At 65.8% G+C, this 14,464-nt stretch carries 14 protein-coding genes and 1 pseudogene; 4 read left to right on the plus strand and 11 right to left on the minus strand.

The window, feature by feature from the left end; translation table 11 throughout:
* Positions 1–204 precede the first annotated feature (204 nt).
* From HOP51_RS19115 to zwf, 3 genes are read right to left on the minus strand one after another with little or no spacing between them, the layout of a single operon-like run.
* Positions 205–867 (minus strand): bifunctional 4-hydroxy-2-oxoglutarate aldolase/2-dehydro-3-deoxy-phosphogluconate aldolase, encoded by a 663-nt coding sequence (locus HOP51_RS19115; RefSeq protein ID WP_234275474.1) that lies wholly within the window; start codon positions 865–867, stop codon positions 205–207.
* A gap of 15 nt (positions 868–882) precedes the next feature.
* Entirely contained in the window at positions 883–1,560 is a 678-nt protein-coding gene (pgl, locus tag HOP51_RS19120; RefSeq protein ID WP_234275475.1) for a 6-phosphogluconolactonase, read from the minus strand.
* A gap of 1 nt (position 1,561) precedes the next feature.
* Positions 1,562–3,070, minus strand: a complete 1,509-nt coding sequence (gene zwf / locus HOP51_RS19125) for a glucose-6-phosphate dehydrogenase (protein WP_234275476.1) — start codon at positions 3,068–3,070, stop codon at positions 1,562–1,564.
* Positions 3,071–3,265: 195 nt separating this feature from the next.
* Here zwf and HOP51_RS19130 point away from each other — a divergent pair, with 195 nt between their 5' ends.
* A complete protein-coding gene (locus HOP51_RS19130) occupies positions 3,266–4,129 on the plus strand; it encodes a MurR/RpiR family transcriptional regulator (protein ID WP_234275477.1) in 864 nt (287 codons plus the stop codon).
* Between the two features lie 3 nt (positions 4,130–4,132).
* Here the strand turns inward: HOP51_RS19130 and HOP51_RS19135 are convergent, their stop codons facing one another.
* The 3 genes from HOP51_RS19135 to dgoD are packed head-to-tail and all read right to left on the minus strand — an operon-like array spanning position 4,133 to position 6,888.
* Positions 4,133–4,762, minus strand: a complete 630-nt coding sequence (locus HOP51_RS19135) for a 2-dehydro-3-deoxy-6-phosphogalactonate aldolase (RefSeq protein WP_267957816.1) — start codon at positions 4,760–4,762, stop codon at positions 4,133–4,135.
* 7 nt (positions 4,763–4,769) lie between these two features.
* Positions 4,770–5,729 carry a 2-dehydro-3-deoxygalactonokinase gene (locus HOP51_RS19140; RefSeq protein WP_234275479.1) on the minus strand — a complete coding sequence of 320 codons (960 nt, stop codon included), beginning with the start codon at positions 5,727–5,729 and terminating at the stop codon, positions 4,770–4,772.
* 10 nt (positions 5,730–5,739) lie between these two features.
* Positions 5,740–6,888, minus strand: coding sequence for a galactonate dehydratase (dgoD, locus tag HOP51_RS19145; protein ID WP_234275480.1), 1,149 nt, complete (start codon positions 6,886–6,888; stop codon positions 5,740–5,742).
* 345 nt (positions 6,889–7,233) lie between these two features.
* Here dgoD and HOP51_RS19150 point away from each other — a divergent pair, with 345 nt between their 5' ends.
* From HOP51_RS19150 to HOP51_RS19160, 3 genes are read left to right on the plus strand one after another with little or no spacing between them, the layout of a single operon-like run.
* Complete coding sequence (locus HOP51_RS19150) at positions 7,234–8,091, plus strand: putative selenate ABC transporter substrate-binding protein (protein ID WP_234275481.1); 858 nt, start codon at positions 7,234–7,236, stop codon at positions 8,089–8,091.
* Complete coding sequence (locus HOP51_RS19155) at positions 8,091–8,855, plus strand: ATP-binding cassette domain-containing protein (RefSeq protein ID WP_234275482.1); 765 nt, start codon at positions 8,091–8,093, stop codon at positions 8,853–8,855. Before HOP51_RS19150 ends, HOP51_RS19155 begins: the two co-directional genes overlap by 1 nt.
* Positions 8,852–10,372, plus strand: a complete 1,521-nt coding sequence (locus HOP51_RS19160; protein WP_234275483.1) for an ABC transporter permease subunit — start codon at positions 8,852–8,854, stop codon at positions 10,370–10,372. Before HOP51_RS19155 ends, HOP51_RS19160 begins: the two co-directional genes overlap by 4 nt.
* 17 nt (positions 10,373–10,389) lie before the next feature.
* On the opposite strand, the gene HOP51_RS19165 is transcribed toward HOP51_RS19160, so the two are convergent.
* The 5 genes and pseudogenes from HOP51_RS19165 to HOP51_RS19185 all read right to left on the minus strand — a co-directional run bounded on the left by HOP51_RS19165 (position 10,390) and on the right by HOP51_RS19185 (position 14,425).
* Complete coding sequence (locus HOP51_RS19165; protein ID WP_234275484.1) at positions 10,390–10,767, minus strand: RidA family protein; 378 nt, start codon at positions 10,765–10,767, stop codon at positions 10,390–10,392.
* An 82-nt stretch (positions 10,768–10,849) separates the two neighbouring features.
* Positions 10,850–11,704 carry a universal stress protein gene (locus HOP51_RS19170; protein ID WP_234275485.1) on the minus strand — a complete coding sequence of 285 codons (855 nt, stop codon included), beginning with the start codon at positions 11,702–11,704 and terminating at the stop codon, positions 10,850–10,852.
* Between the two features lie 13 nt (positions 11,705–11,717).
* Positions 11,718–12,179: pseudogene (locus tag HOP51_RS19175) on the minus strand (STAS domain-containing protein); the annotation flags it as partial.
* Between the two features lie 462 nt (positions 12,180–12,641).
* The gene (locus HOP51_RS19180) at positions 12,642–13,556 is read right to left on the minus strand and encodes a DMT family transporter (RefSeq protein WP_234275486.1); all 915 of its coding nucleotides are present in this window, start codon (positions 13,554–13,556) and stop codon (positions 12,642–12,644) included.
* A 65-nt stretch (positions 13,557–13,621) separates the two neighbouring features.
* Entirely contained in the window at positions 13,622–14,425 is an 804-nt protein-coding gene (locus HOP51_RS19185) for a slipin family protein (protein ID WP_234275487.1), read from the minus strand.
* Between the last annotated feature and the right edge of the window lie 39 nt (positions 14,426–14,464).

Genomic DNA, 14,464 nt, shown 5'->3' on the forward strand with positions numbered 1-14,464 from the left:
CAACGGCGGTATCCGTAGGCTGGGCGTTTTGGCGAACATCAGCTTACTCGGATTTACCGCCGTTTCTCTATCCTGCCTTTCCCTAAGATCACTTCGCCTTCACGCCAGAATGCGTAGAACCATAAAAAAGCCCGGCCGATGGCCGGGCACAATGACAGCAACTGGCTGCCAAGAGAGCACGAGAAAGAGGGTCAGTTGAGCCGCTCAGTGATGAAAACGCTGGGCAGCTTCCTTGGCGAGCTGGCGGATGCCGTTCCAGTCCTCGGCCTCGACCAGGGACTTCGGGGTCAGCCATGAGCCGCCCACGCACATCACGTTCTTCAGCGCCAGGTAGTCCTCGGCGTTGTCGAGGTTGATACCGCCGGTGGGACAGAAGCGGGCTTCGGCAATCGGCCCGGCAAAAGCCTTCAGCGCCTTGACGCCGCCGCTGGCCTCGGCAGGGAAGAACTTGAAGCGGCGGTAGCCGTACTGCCAGCCGGTCATCAGCTCAGACACCGTGGCTACTCCGGGCAGCATTGGCACCGGGCTGGTGACTCCATAGCGGTAGAGCGCCTCGGTGGTACCGGGCGTGACCACGAAATCGGCTCCTACCTGCTCGCTCTGGCGGTACTGGGCCGGGGTCAGCACGGTACCCACGCCGATGCTGGCCTGAGGCAGGGCCTCCTTGAGACGGCGTATCGCCTCCAGGGCACAATCGGTACGCAGGGTCACTTCCAGCACGGTGAGCCCCCCCTCGACCAGGGCGCGGCCCAGCGGCACGGCATCTTCCACCCGCTCGATGGCCAGCACCGGGATGACCTCGGCCTTGAGGCAGATGCTGTCGAGTTCGGTGGTGCGCGTGGACGGCAGCTGTTTCTCGATGGTCATGAGCAAGACTCCAGTTCAGGGGGCCCAGTAGACAGCTAGTGGGCAGGAAAGAAAGGCGCGGATCGGCAATTCACGCGAATCGTCGCCGGACAGGGCGCGGGCCAAAACGCTGCGCTTGTCGTCGCCGATGATGTGCAGTACGTGGCGCCGTGCCTGATGCAGCCGGTCGGCGCTGAGGGTGATGCGCGCCTGGGGCTGGCTCGGCGTACGCGTGGCCAGCACCGGAGCATCGGTGGTGAGCCCCAGCTCCAGCTCTCGGCTGTCGGGAAACAGCGAGGCGGTATGACCGTCGCCCCCCATGCCCAGTACCACCAGGCTGGCCGGCCACGACAGCGTCTCGATGCGCCGGGTCACCGCCTCGACACCCTGCTCGGGCGTCTCGTCGTCGGTGGTCAGCGAGACGAAGCGAGCTGATGCCGCCTGGTCCTGAAGCAGGTGGCGACGTACCAGCCGGGCATTGCTCGCCTCGTCGGTCTCGCTCACCCAGCGCTCGTCGGCCAGGGTCACGTCGACCCGCTCCCAAGGCAGCTCCTGTCTGGCCAAGGCCTGGAAGAAAGGCACCGGGGTGGAGCCTCCGGAGAGCACCAGCAGGGCTCTGTCGTTCTGGCTCAGATCCTGGCGCAGCGCTTCGGCGGCGGCTTCGGCAAGCTGCTCGGCGAGCTGCTCGCGCGGCCCGGCTGCTAGATTCGTCATGTCAGTAGTCCTCGTACCAGCTGCGCCCATCCTGGGTGATCATGGCGATGGAGGCTACCGGCCCCCAGGAGCCGGCGGGGTAACGCCGTGGCGGCTCGCCCATCTCCTTCCAGGCGGCGACCAGGCTGTCGCACCAGTGCCAGGCGTGCTCGACCTCGTCGCGACGCACGAACAGGTACTGGCGCCCCTTCATCACCTCCAGCAACAGACGCTCGTAGGCGTCGGGAATACGCGCCTGGGGAAAGGCGCTGCCGAAATCCAGATGCAGCGGGCCACGGCGCAGGCGCATGCCGCGATCCAGGCCGCTGTCCTTGGTCAGCACCTCCAGCGCGATACCTTCGTCGGGCTGCAGGCGAATGACCAGCTTGTTGGCGGCCAGGTTGCGCTGGTCGGGATCGAAGATGTAGTGCGCCTGCTGGCGAAAGTGGATCACGATCTGCGAGAGCTTCTCGGGCATGCGCTTGCCGGTGCGCAGGTAGAACGGCACCCCGGCCCAACGCCAGTTGGAGACGCCGGTCTTCATGGCGACGAAGGTCTCGGTGCTGCTCTCTAGGTTGGCGCCCTCCTCCTCGAGGTAGCCCGGAACGCCCTTACCGTTGATGGTGCCGGCGATGTACTGGCCACGCACCACGTCGCGATTCAGCTTGGCCTCGCTGAAGGGCCGCAGTGCCTTGAGCACCTTGACCTTCTCGTCGCGGATGGCATCGGCATCCAGGTTGGCCGGTGGATCCATGGCGATCAGGCAGACCAGTTGCAGCAGGTGGTTCTGTACCATGTCGCGCAGCTGGCCGGCACGGTCGAAGTAGCCCCAGCGCCCCTCGATGCCGACCTGCTCGGCCACGGTGATCTCGACGTGGGAGATATGGTTCTGGTTCCACTGGGTACCGAACAGGGGATTGGCAAAACGCAGCGCGATCAGGTTCTGAACGGTTTCCTTGCCCAGGTAGTGGTCGATGCGATAGACCCGCGACTCCGGGAACACTTCGCCAATGGCGTCGTTGATCTCGCAGGAGGACTCGAAGTCGTAACCGATCGGCTTCTCGACCACCACGCGGGAGAGATCGTCCAGGCATTCGCCGGCCTGCAGGTTGCGGCAGATGTCGCCATACAAGCTCGCCGGTACGGCAAGGTAGACCACCAGGGGACAAACCACGGTGTCGTGGCGTACGGCCTTGCGCCACTCGCTTATGCCGCGGTAGCCCTCGGCGGTGGCGAAATCGAGCTGAAGGTAGTCGAGACGCGCGGTGAAGCGCTTGATTGCCCCACGATCGAGCTCGGCAGGCTTGACGTAGGTCTGCAGGGTTTCGGCCACGCGCCGCCGGAAGGCGTCGGGCTCCATCTCCTGACGGGCCAGCCCCAGGATACGGGTATCGTCGTGCAGCAGACCTTCGCGGTCGAGATGATAGAGTGCCGGGTAGAGCTTGCGCAGCGACAGGTCGCCCAGGGCACCGAACAGCGCGAGATCGATGACAGGCCGGCTCTCTTCCTCAGGCCGCTTGCTTGCGTTCATGTCCGCCCCCATCTGGTTAACTTACATAAAAAGTACGCAAAAACAGGCTTGGCATCAACCGATATTTTGTAATATTACGCTCAAAATAGAGGTTTTCGATCCTTCAATTCGCGCCCGCCCCGACTCCGCGATAGGATAGCCTGCATCAATGTTGTTAAATCACTACATTATCAGCCCTAGAGAGTCTCTTCTGCCATGGCCCACCACGACCTGCTGCAACGAATTCGCCAACGCCTCGATGAGCTCAACCGCTCCGAGCGCAAGGTAGCAGATGTCATCCTGGCCGATCCGGCCCGGGCCACCGGTCTGAGCATTGCCAGTCTGGCCCAGGCGGCTTCCGTCAGCGAGCCCACGGTCAACCGCTTCTGCCGTAGTTTCAATGCCAAGGGCTATCCCGATTTCAAGATCAAGCTAGCCCAGAGCCTGGCCGGAGGCACCCCCTATGTCAGCCAGTCGGTGGAACCGGGCGATGGTGCCGCGGACTACACGCGCAAGATCTTCGGCGCTACCATCGCTGCCCTGGACGAGGCCAGCCGCACCATCGATCCGGCCCGTATCGAGCGGGTGGTGGACTACCTGATCCAGGCCAAGCAGATCCACTTCTTCGGCCTCGGCGCATCCGGTGCCGTAGCACAGGACGCCCAGCACAAGTTCTTCCGCTTCAATCTTCCGGTCACTTCCTACGTCGACGTGCTGATGCAGCGCATGGTGGCATCGGCCTGCCATACCGGCGACGTGGTGGTGGTGATCTCCTGGACCGGTCGCACCCGCGAGCTGGTCGAGATCGCCCAGCTCGCGCGCGAGAGCGGCGCCGTGGTACTGGGTATCACCGCCCCCGGCTCGCCGCTGGCAGCAGAGTGCACCGAGACGCTCGAAGTACCCACGCCGGAGGACACCGACGTCTACATGCCGATGACGTCGCGCATGATCCAGCTCACCCTGATCGACGTGCTGGCCACCGGCGTCACCCTGCGCCGCGGCGAGGATTTCCTGCCCCACCTGAAGAAGATCAAGGACAGCCTGCGGGAAACCCGCTACCCGCCCGGTGCGCACGGCTAGACTTCAGCTACGACCCTCGCCTGCTGCGGCCAGCCAGGCCGCTACCAGGGCGCGCGCCTGCTCACCCACCTGCGCAGGCGACTGCCCTGGGCGGTAGAGCGCACTGCCCAGGCCAGCACCATCCACACCGGCAGCACGCCAGACGGCGAACTCATCCGCGCCGATGCCGCCCACGGCATAGAGGCGGGTAGCGGTCGGCAGTACTGCTCGCAGCGCCTTCATCCCCTCCACTCCCACCTGCACGGCGGGAAACAGCTTCAGCCCCGTTGCCCCGGCGTCCAGGGCATCGAAGGCCTCCGATGGCGTCAGCACGCCTGGCCAGCTCTGCATACCGAGGCGTCGCGTCTCCCCGATCACTGCCGGACGGCAGTTGGGCGAAACCACCAGTCGCCCGCCGGCGGCATGAACGGCACGCACCTCATCCACGCCGAGCACGGTGCCGGCGCCTACCAGCGCACGCTCGCCCAGCGCCTCGGCGAGACGGCGGATGCTTTCGAGCGGGTCGGGGGAGTTGAGCGGGACTTCCAGAGTGGTGATGCCAGCAGCGATGACGGCTTCGCCAACCGCCACCGCCTCCTCGGGGTGGATACCGCGCAGGATACCGATAAGGGGCAAGGTCATATCCGTCTCCATGAGGTTGTCATGCGCCGCCTCGTGCCAGTCCCAGACCGGCCAGGACCGCCGCTTCGCCGTCGAGTCGGCGGCTGGCATGACCGAGCGCCTCGAGAGCCAGCGCGTAGCGCTCGCACAGCGCCTCGCTGCCGATCAGGGTGATGGGAACACTCGCCAGGTCGTGACGAACGCCGCCGAGTTCGAGGCCAATGGCAAGCCCCGAGAGGCGCGCTCCCAGTCGGGCTCGCCGCACCTCACCGGCGGGCAGCGTATCGTCGAGCAGGTCGGCGGCTCGCAGACCGAACAGCCACTGGCTGAAGCGCCCCGGCGCGTCGGCTGCCTCGCGCACCGCGCCGATGAACGCCTCGCGACATCCAGGCTCGGCGAACCCGGCATCGGCCACGGAGTGCCTGAGCACCGACTGGCCGGCCAACAGGCCATAGAGTTCACCGGTCAGGTAAGTGGCGAAGCGCCTGACCTCGCCGCCCTCCAGCCACGCCCATTTGGCATGGGTACCCGGCAGGCACACCAGCCCCGAGAACTTCGGCTCCCAGGCCACCAGCCCGGCCAGTTGGGTCTCCTCGCCGCGCATCACGTCGAAGCCGCGCTCCGCAGCATCGGCATGCTGGCACAGCCCCGGCAGCAGGCGCACCTCGAGCCGCGCATCGCGCAGCGAAGGAGCCACGGCGCCGCGAGCCAGCTCGTCCAGGCGCGTCGGCAACGGCAGGTAGGCCGCTTCACGCCATCCCTGACGGGCACCGGCCATGCCGCAGATCCATACCGTCACGCGTCCTGAAGCAGGCAGCCAGTCGCCGACGGTTTCCAGCAGCGCAGACTCGTAATCCTCCGCCGCCAGGGCCAGCATGCCCTTGTCGCTGCCGCCCCGGGCCAGCACCTCGCCGCGCTCGTCCAGCCCCCAGGCGCGCAGGTGGCTCGAGCCCCAGTCCACCGCAACCCACGCCAGCCGCTCGCGTACCTCATCGCTCATGCCGATCTCCTCACCACTCGGCGATGGAGCCGTCTTCATGGCTCCACACCGGGTTGCGCCAGCGATGCCCCACCTTGGCTCGCTCCTCGACGAACGCCTCATCGATCTCCACGCCGAGGCCGGGCCCCTGGGGAATGGCACAGAAGCCCTCCTCGATGGATAGCGCCGACTTGTCGACCAGGTAGTCGAGCACGTCATTGTCGCGATTGTAGTGAATACCCATGCTCTGCTCCTGAATGAAGGCGTTGTGGCTTACTGCATCCAGGTGGAGCGAGGCGGCCAGGGTCAGCGGGCCGAGCGGACAGTGCGGTGCCAGGGCCACGTCGTGGGCCGAGGCCAGCGCGGCGATCTTCAGCCCCTCGCTGATGCCGCCGCAATGGGAGAGGTCGGGCTGGATGATGTCGATCATGCCGTCGGCAAGCAGATCGCGGAATTCGAACCGGGTGTGCAGGCGTTCGCCGGTGGCCAGCGGATAGCCCAGGCCGCCGGCGATGTGCTTCAGGCTAGGCAGGTGCTCGGGGGCCACCGGCTCCTCGACGAACATCGGGTGGTAGGGTTCCAGCTCGCGCAGCAGCGCCTTGGCCATGGGCCGATGCACCCGGCCGTGAAAATCGATGGCAATGCCCACCTCGGGTCCGACCGCCTCGCGGGCCTCGGCTACCCGGGCCACCGCCTCGTCGATCTTGCGGTGAGAGTCGACGATCTGCATCTCGGCGGTGCCGTTCATCTTGAACGCAGTGAAGCCGCGTTCCACCAGCTCCCTGGCCCCCGCGCCCACGTCGCTCGGCCGATCGCCGCCGGTCCAGGCGTACATGCGCATGCGCTCGCGCACCGCGCCGCCCAGCAGCTGATGCACCGGTACTCCCAGGTCGCGCCCTTTGAGGTCCCACAGTGCCTGGTCGATACCGGCGATGGCGCTCATCAGGATCGGGCCGCCGCGATAGAAGCCAGCGCGATAAAGCGTATTCCACAGGTGCTCGATACGATGCGGATCCTGGCCGACCAGGTAGTCGGCGAGTTCGTGCACCGCGGCCTCCACCGTAGCGGCGCGGCCCTCGATGACCGGCTCGCCCCAGCCGTAGCAGCCCTCATCGGTCTCGATCTTGAGGAACAGCCAGCGCGGCGGCACCTGCCAAGTCTTGAGTCGGGTGATCTTCATAATGAGTGCTCCTTGGCCTGCGTGTCGAATGCGGCTGCCAGTACGACAGCCGCATGAGAGGAGGCGTCGGCCACGCTGCCCAGGTCGACGGCGGTACGTCGCATGCCCTCGTAGGCCATTGCCACGCCAAATATCAGATATTGGTGAATTAACGACATTCTAGGCAGGAAGTGCACACTACGCATGCACCTTTAGTCGCAACCTAGCAGTAACTTTCGGAAGATTACAAGTTTTCCAGCAGCACTTGGTTACCAACCTCGTTACAGTATGGCGTCGGGGTTGTCAGCCGGGCAGCACGGCACAACAATAGCCACTTCCCCTCGATTTCACTCTCAAGGAACCACCATGCGCCGGATCGCACTCTCCGCTCTCGCCGTCGCCATGTTCTCGCAAGCGGCCGCCGCCGAGACCTTCCGCTTCACCGCCATTCCCGACGAGGACCAGGCACGCTTGGTGGAACGCTTCGCCAAGGTCGCCGACTATCTGGAGCAGCGCCTCGGCATCGAGGTGGAGTACGTGCCCGTGAAGTCCTATAGTGCCGCGGTTACCGCCTTCCGTAACGATCAGGTCCAACTGGCCTGGTTCGGCGGCTTGTCGGGCGTGCAGGCACGACGCCTGGTGCCGGGCTCCCAGGCGCTGATCCAGGGCAGCGAGGATGACGCCTTCGTCAGCTATGTCATCGCCCACGAGTCCACCGGCCTCGAGCGCGCCGACGAGTTGCCCGACGAGATCGAAGGCATGAGCCTGACATTCGGCTCACGCACCTCCACCTCCGGTCGCCTGATGCCGGAGCACTTCCTGCGCCAGCGCTTCGACAATGCCGACCCGGAGCACTTTTTCTCCCGCGTCGGCTACTCCGGCGACCACTCACGCACCATTGCGCTGGTAGAAGCCGGCACCTATGACATCGGTGCGGTCAACTATACGGTATGGGAAGCCGCCGTCGAGGATGGCCGGGTCAATACCGACCAGGTCCAGGTGATCTGGGCTACACCGCCCTATCCCGACTACAACTGGACGCTGCGCGGCGACGCCGACGAGCGCTTCGGCGAGGGCTTTACCGAGAAAGTCCAGGCTGCCTTCCTCGAGATGGACGACCCGGAACTGCTCGCCACCTTCCCCCGCGAGGCGTTCATCCCTGCCGACAACGACCTCTACGCCCCCATCGAGGAGGTGGCCGAGGAACTCGGCCTGCTGCGCTGATGGAGGGAGAGCAACGTCGCCTGCTGATTCGCTTCGATGGTGAAGACATCGGGCATGGCGCGCATGTCGTCCTGCCAGGCCTGACCCTCGCCCTGCATGAGGGCGAAAGGGTCGCGTTGCTCGGCCAAAGCGGCGCCGGCAAGTCGACGCTGCTCGGCGAGCTGCGCCGCCGGCTCGACCGCCAGGCGGCCTGGTGCCCCCAGCACCACGGCCTGGTGCCGCAGCTCGCGGTGTATCACAACGTCTTCATGGGGCGCCTGCCGGAGCATTCGACGCTGGCCAACCTGTGGAATCTCGTGCACCCCCTGCGCCGCCCATGGCACGAGGTAGCCACGCTGTGCGACGAGCTGGGCCTGGCCGGCCTGATGCGGCGCCCGGTGGGCCAGCTCTCCGGCGGCCAGCGCCAACGGGTAGCCATTGCCCGGGCACTCTACCAGACCCGGCCGCTGTTCCTAGGCGACGAGCCGGTCGCCAGCGTCGACCCTCACCAGGCCTTGCGCCTACTGAGCCTGATCGATGCCCGCCACACCACTTCGGTCGTCGCCCTGCACCAGCGCGAGCTGGCGCTGACTCATTTCGATCGTGTCTGGGGATTGCGAGACGGTCGCCTGGTGATCGATGCGCCGACCGACTCGCTCACCCTGACCGAGCTGGACGCACTCTACCCCGACGCCGATGCCACGAGGCACATTGCGGACGCGCGTGATGCCGATGGCGACGTGCCAAGCGTCAACGCCCTCCCCTGCCCTCGGGGGAGGCCGTGAGCGACAGCCTGTCGGCCCTGCCCCCATCGGGGAGAGAGTGGTGGCGGGGCAAGTCGCCTGGCCTGCGCCTGGCCCGGCATACCCTGGGCCTGGTGGCACTGGCGGTGCTGCTGGTACCTTTTGCCGACCTTGCCGTCCACACCCGCGATCCCTGGGGAGAACTCGGCCGCATGGCGGCCGGCCTGGTTTGGCCCGCCTGGGGCGCGCTGGAGTCGCCTTTCTCGGCGCTCGGCCTCACCGTGGCGGTGGCACTGTGGGGTACGCTTGCCGGGGTGATCCTGGGCTTTCCCCTGGCCCTGCTGTTCGCCCGTTCGCGACTGGTCAGGGCCGGTTGCGCCTTCGTGCGTGCCATTCACGAGTTGTTCTGGGCGCTGTTGTTTCTGCAGGTGTTCGGCCTCTCGGCGCTCACTGCCCTGGCAGCCCTGGCGATTCCCTACGCCGGCATCTTCGCCAAGGTCTATGCCGAGATCCTCGAGCAGACCCCGCGCGCGCCGCGCGATGCCCTGCCGCCCGGCAGCGGTCGGCTGGCGCGCTTTGTCTATGCCGAGCTGCCGCTGGCCTGGCCCCAGCTCGCCGCCTATACCCGTTACCGCTTCGAATGCGGCCTGCGCGCCAGCGTGCTGCTCGGCTTCGTCGGCCTGCCGACCCTGGGCTTCCATCTAGAGACGGCGTTTCGCGAGGGACGCTACCACGAGGCGGGGGCGCTGCTGTGGCTGTTCTACCTGTTGATCGCCAGCCTGCCGTGGTGGGGACACAAGCGCTTGATACCGCTGCTGCTGGTGGGCGGTGCCTGGCTGCTCGGCCCCTGGCCAAGCGTGGACGGCGCGCTGCTGTGGCGCTTCGTCTCCGAGGATATCTGGCCAGCGGCGCTGCTGGCCGGCGATTGGGCAGGGCTGGTGGAATGGCTGGCGCGCATCCCGTCGCTGGGACCGGCCATCGGCAATACCCTACTGCTGGGACTGCTCGGCACCGTGGGGGCACTGCTGGTGGCGCTGGCGCTGTGGCCGCTGGCCAGCCGCCACTTCGGCAACCACGCCACCCGCCTGGCCGGACACGGCGCGCTGATTTTCCTGCGCTCGACGCCGGAGCTGATGCTGGCGTTCGTCTTCCTGCTGCTGCTCGGCCCCTCGCTGCTGCCCGCCTGGCTGGCCCTGGCACTGCACAATGGCGCCCTGATCGCCTTCCTGGCGGCACGCCACGCCGACGCTATCACCCCCGGCATGCCAGGCCTACCGGCCAGTGGACGCCTGGCCTACGAGCTGCTGCCGCGGGTCTACCCGGGGATCCTGGCACTACTCTACTACCGCGCCGAGGTGATCCTGCGCGAAACGGCGATCCTCGGCATGCTGGGCATCGCCACCTTGGGCTTCTATATCGAGGAGGGCTTCGATTATCTGATGTTCGACGTAGCCTTCTTCCTGCTGCTCGTCACCGCCATGCTCAACATTGCCGTGGACGCCCTCTCGCGGCGGCTGCGACCGCGAGAGGCGCCACTCGATGACCCCTGCGCACGCTAAGGATCAAGGACCTAGCGTCAGTAGGGAGAGTCGCCGCCGGTGACGACTGTGGCCGTGACGGTGATCTCCACCCTGAGTTCATCGGCGGGCATGGGCGCGCAGACGCAAGTGCGCGCCGGCGCATGGCCGGTGGGAACCCAGGCATCCCACACCGCGTTCATGGCGGCGAAATCGCTGCCGTCCTTGAGGTAGATCGTCGCCGTGAGCAGGTGCTCACGGTCGGACCCGATCTCGGCGAGCAGCGCATCCACCCGGGCCAGCATGCTCTCGGTCTGCTCGGTGATATCGCCATGGCGCGCCTCGGGGCCGGCCACCTGGCCGCACAGGTAGGCGATGCCGTTGTGAATGACGGCGCGGCTCATGCGTGCCTTGGTATCGTGACGGACGATGGTCATGCGGGTGTTTCCTCCAGTGAGTGTGAGCGGACGATAGACCGTCATGCTACCGGCAACCGGCCGGCGCCGTAAGTCATCCGGTCTAGCGCAGCAGCAGAACCGGCACCTTGGCTCGACGCAGCATGGCGGTAGTGGTACTGCCCACCAGCAGGTGGCGGATGCGCGAGTGGCCATAGGCGCCCATCACCAGCAGGTCGATGACATTCTCTTCCTGATAGGCGCGCAGCGTCTCCTCCACCTCGCCGGCACGGATCACACCCTCGGCCGCGTGGCCGGCCTCGCGCAGCGTGGCCAGCGCCCAGTCGAGTTGCGAACGGTGGTCGCCGGTCTCGGCACCGATGATTACCACATGCACCGGAATGCCGTTGAACATCGGGCTTCTGGCCAGCATCTCGACACCCTTGCGGGTGGTCTTGCTGCCGTCGAAGGCGAGCATCACCCGCTCGGGGCGCGTGAAGGTCTCCGGCACCATCAGGATCGGCCGGTGCAGGGTGCGCACTACCCGCTCCAGGTTGGAGCCCAGATGCTCGCTGGCCTTATGAGCGGTCTCGCCGCGCTTGCCCAGCACCAGCAGGCGAACTTCATCCTGCAGCTCGGCCAAGGTCTCGACCAGTGTACCGTTGCGCTGCCGCGTGCCAGGGTTACCCACGCCGTCTTCAAATGCACGCTCGCAGGCTGCCTGGAGCATCAGCCTGCCCTGTTCCTGGGCCACCTTGGCGCGCCGTTCGTCAAGCTGCGAGAGCTCCTCGAGCAGGTGTTCACGGGAACCCAGCCCGATGTTGCCCGAGAGGTCCGGCTCGGCGGTCTGGGGGTGGTTGTCCACCACGTGCAGGAAGGTCAGCGGCGCACCGAGCGCCAGGCTGGCCCAGGCGGCGTAGTCGCACACCCCGGTGGAGAACTGCGAGCCGTCGATGGCGGCCATTACCTGTTCAGTCATCGTTCTTCGCTCCTTAGTGTCCACCCATCAATTTCTCGACGGCCACCGGGTCATCGTGGATGGCATAGCGGTCGACGATGGTGGCGCTCGCCTCGTTGAGCCCGATCAGTTCCACCTCGGTGCCTTCACGGCGGAACTTGATCACCACGCGGTCCAGCGTCTGTACCGCGGTGATGTCCCAGAAATGCGCGAGCGAGAGGTCGATGGTGACCTTTTCCACGCTCTCCTTGAAGTCGAAGGCGTTACCGAAGCGCTCGGAGGAAGCGAAGAATACCTGGCCCACCACCTGGTAGACGCGTCGCCGCCCTTCGTCCGTCTCCTCGGAACCGATATAAAGAATATTGCCCACCTTGTTGGCAAAGAACATCGCCGCCAGCAGCACGACGACGAACACGCCGATAGCCAGGTTGTGCGTGCCGACGGTCACCGCCACGGAGGCCTGCATGACGACGTTGGTACTCATGGGGTGCTTCCTGGTCGACGCCGGCGATGATGGAGAAGGCAATGGCCTCGGGAATCAGGGCCAATGCGACCACGATACCGGCGAGGGTGTCGCCCTTGATGTTGGAGAACCAGTCTTGCTTGATGGATCGGATCATTCTTCGGTCTAGTCGATGGGTTGCATACCAGCCGGCGCCAGCACCGGAAAGTACCAGGGAGCGAGTCGCAAGCGTCCCTTGGCTTGGCGTCGAGGACGCCGCCCTGGGGCTGATCAAATAGGACTCAATGAAAAAGCGGGTACGGGCGAGGTGCCCGTGACATCGGTTGATGTCGAGCGGTGGTGAGCCGATGACGGCATCACCCGGGGAGAGAGAACGCTAGGGCGGCGTGGCCAGCCCGGTTAGAGGAGTCAGCACGTTGCGTTGCGCCCTTAATCGAGGAAACTCGCGGGGCCCGGTTTTCGACCTGGCACGCCCCTCGCGAGCGGCGCATGTTATCAGAGACCACGCGGCGCTGCACCCTGAGCCCGCAGGCGCCGCTCGAGACGGCGTTCGTATAGGCCCTTGGCCAGCAGCGTACCGAGCACCAGGGCACCCCCACCCAGCGCCACCGGCGCCGGGCGTTCGTTGAGCAGCCACCATACCCACAACGTGCCCACCACCACCTCGAGCAGCATCAACAACCCCACCTCGGCGGCGGGCAGGTAGAGCGGGCCGCGCTGGATCAGGGTAAAGCCCAGCGGCAGCAGCACCAGGCACAGCAACACCAGCAGCAACAGGCTGTCGACAGGTGGCAGGGCAATGCCGCCGCCGGCCAGGCCGAACAGCGCCGCCACGGCCGCGACGATCAATCCGGACAGCGTGAGCATGGGGCTCATGTCGACGCCAGGCCGGGTGCGGCAGAGCGTAAAGTTGGCCGCCAGCGCCGTCGCCGCCAACAGGGCGAAGCCGTTGCCCACCCACGAGCCCGCCCCCGCATCGTCGAGCACGATCAGCGAGGTACCGACCAGGCACAGCCAAATGGCAAGCCAGGTGCGCCTGGGCAACCGCTCAGCGAGAAATAGCCGCGACAGGAGCGCCGCGATCAGCGGCGCGCCGGCCAGGATCATCAAGACGTTACCGCCCTTGGTGTACTGATTGCCGAGCACGAAGCCGAAGGTGGAAAGGCTGAACAACGATGCCACGCCGAGACCGGTCCAGCCACAACGGCGATAAGCGGCAAGGATGCCGCTCCCGTGACGAGCGAGCATGATGATGACGAAGCCCAGCGCGGTGAGCAGCCCGCGCCATAGCAGGATCTCGCTGTCGGGCAACCCGATCAGCTTGATCAGCAAGGCATCGGGAGAAATGATCAGCGCACCGCCACCGGTCAGCAACAGCCCCTGTTGGCGGTGCGAAAGAGAATGGAACAAGGCGACCTCGTCTTCCGTCAGGCCACCTCAGGATGCCATGCCCAGGCGGGCATGGCACGTTTCGTTCAGCCCTCGCCCAGGTCGTCTGGTCTCGTTCCCGCGTTGCGCGCCTGGGCGGCCGGAGAGGCCTTCATGTGCCTGAACGCCTCCATGATGTCCATCGGCAGCGGGAAGACGATGGTCGAGGCGTTCTTGTTGCTCATGTCGCTCATGGTCTGCAGGTAACGCAGCTGCAGGGCGGCGGAGTTCTCGGCCATGACGTTGGCCGCCTCGACCAGCTTCTTGGAGGCCTGCAGCTCGCCCTCGGCGTGGATCACCTTGGCGCGCCGCTCGCGCTCGGCCTCGGCCTGGCGGGCGATGGCGCGAATCATGCTCTCGTTGAGGTCGACATGCTTGATCTCGACGTTGGCCACCTTGATGCCCCACTCCTCGGTCTGGGCGTCGATGATCTCCTGGATGTCGTCGTTGAGCTTGTCGCGCTCGGAGAGCATCTCGTCGAGATCGTGCTTGCCGAGTACCGAACGCAGGGTGGTCTGAGCCAACTGACTGGTGGCCACGGAAAAGTTCTCGACCTGGATGATCGCCTTCTCCGGATCGACCACGCGGAAGTAGAGCACCGCGTTGACCTTGACCGTGACGTTGTCCTGGGAAATGACGTCCTGTTCCGGCACGTCCATGGTGATCACGCGCAGGTCCACCACGCTCATCTGCTGAATACCGGGGATGACGATGATCAGCCCCGGCCCCTTCACCGACTGGAAACGGCCAAGGAAGAAGATCACGCCACGCTTGTACTCCGGCAGGATGCGGATCGACGCGGCGATCAGCATGAACAGCAATACTACTGGCACGAGATATTGAATCATCATGAGCACTCTCCTTGATGTATCGGGCCCTGACGGTTCAAG

Origin of the sequence: Billgrantia zhangzhouensis, from assembly GCF_021404465.1 — a bacterium.
GTDB lineage: Bacteria > Pseudomonadota > Gammaproteobacteria > Pseudomonadales > Halomonadaceae > Halomonas > Halomonas zhangzhouensis.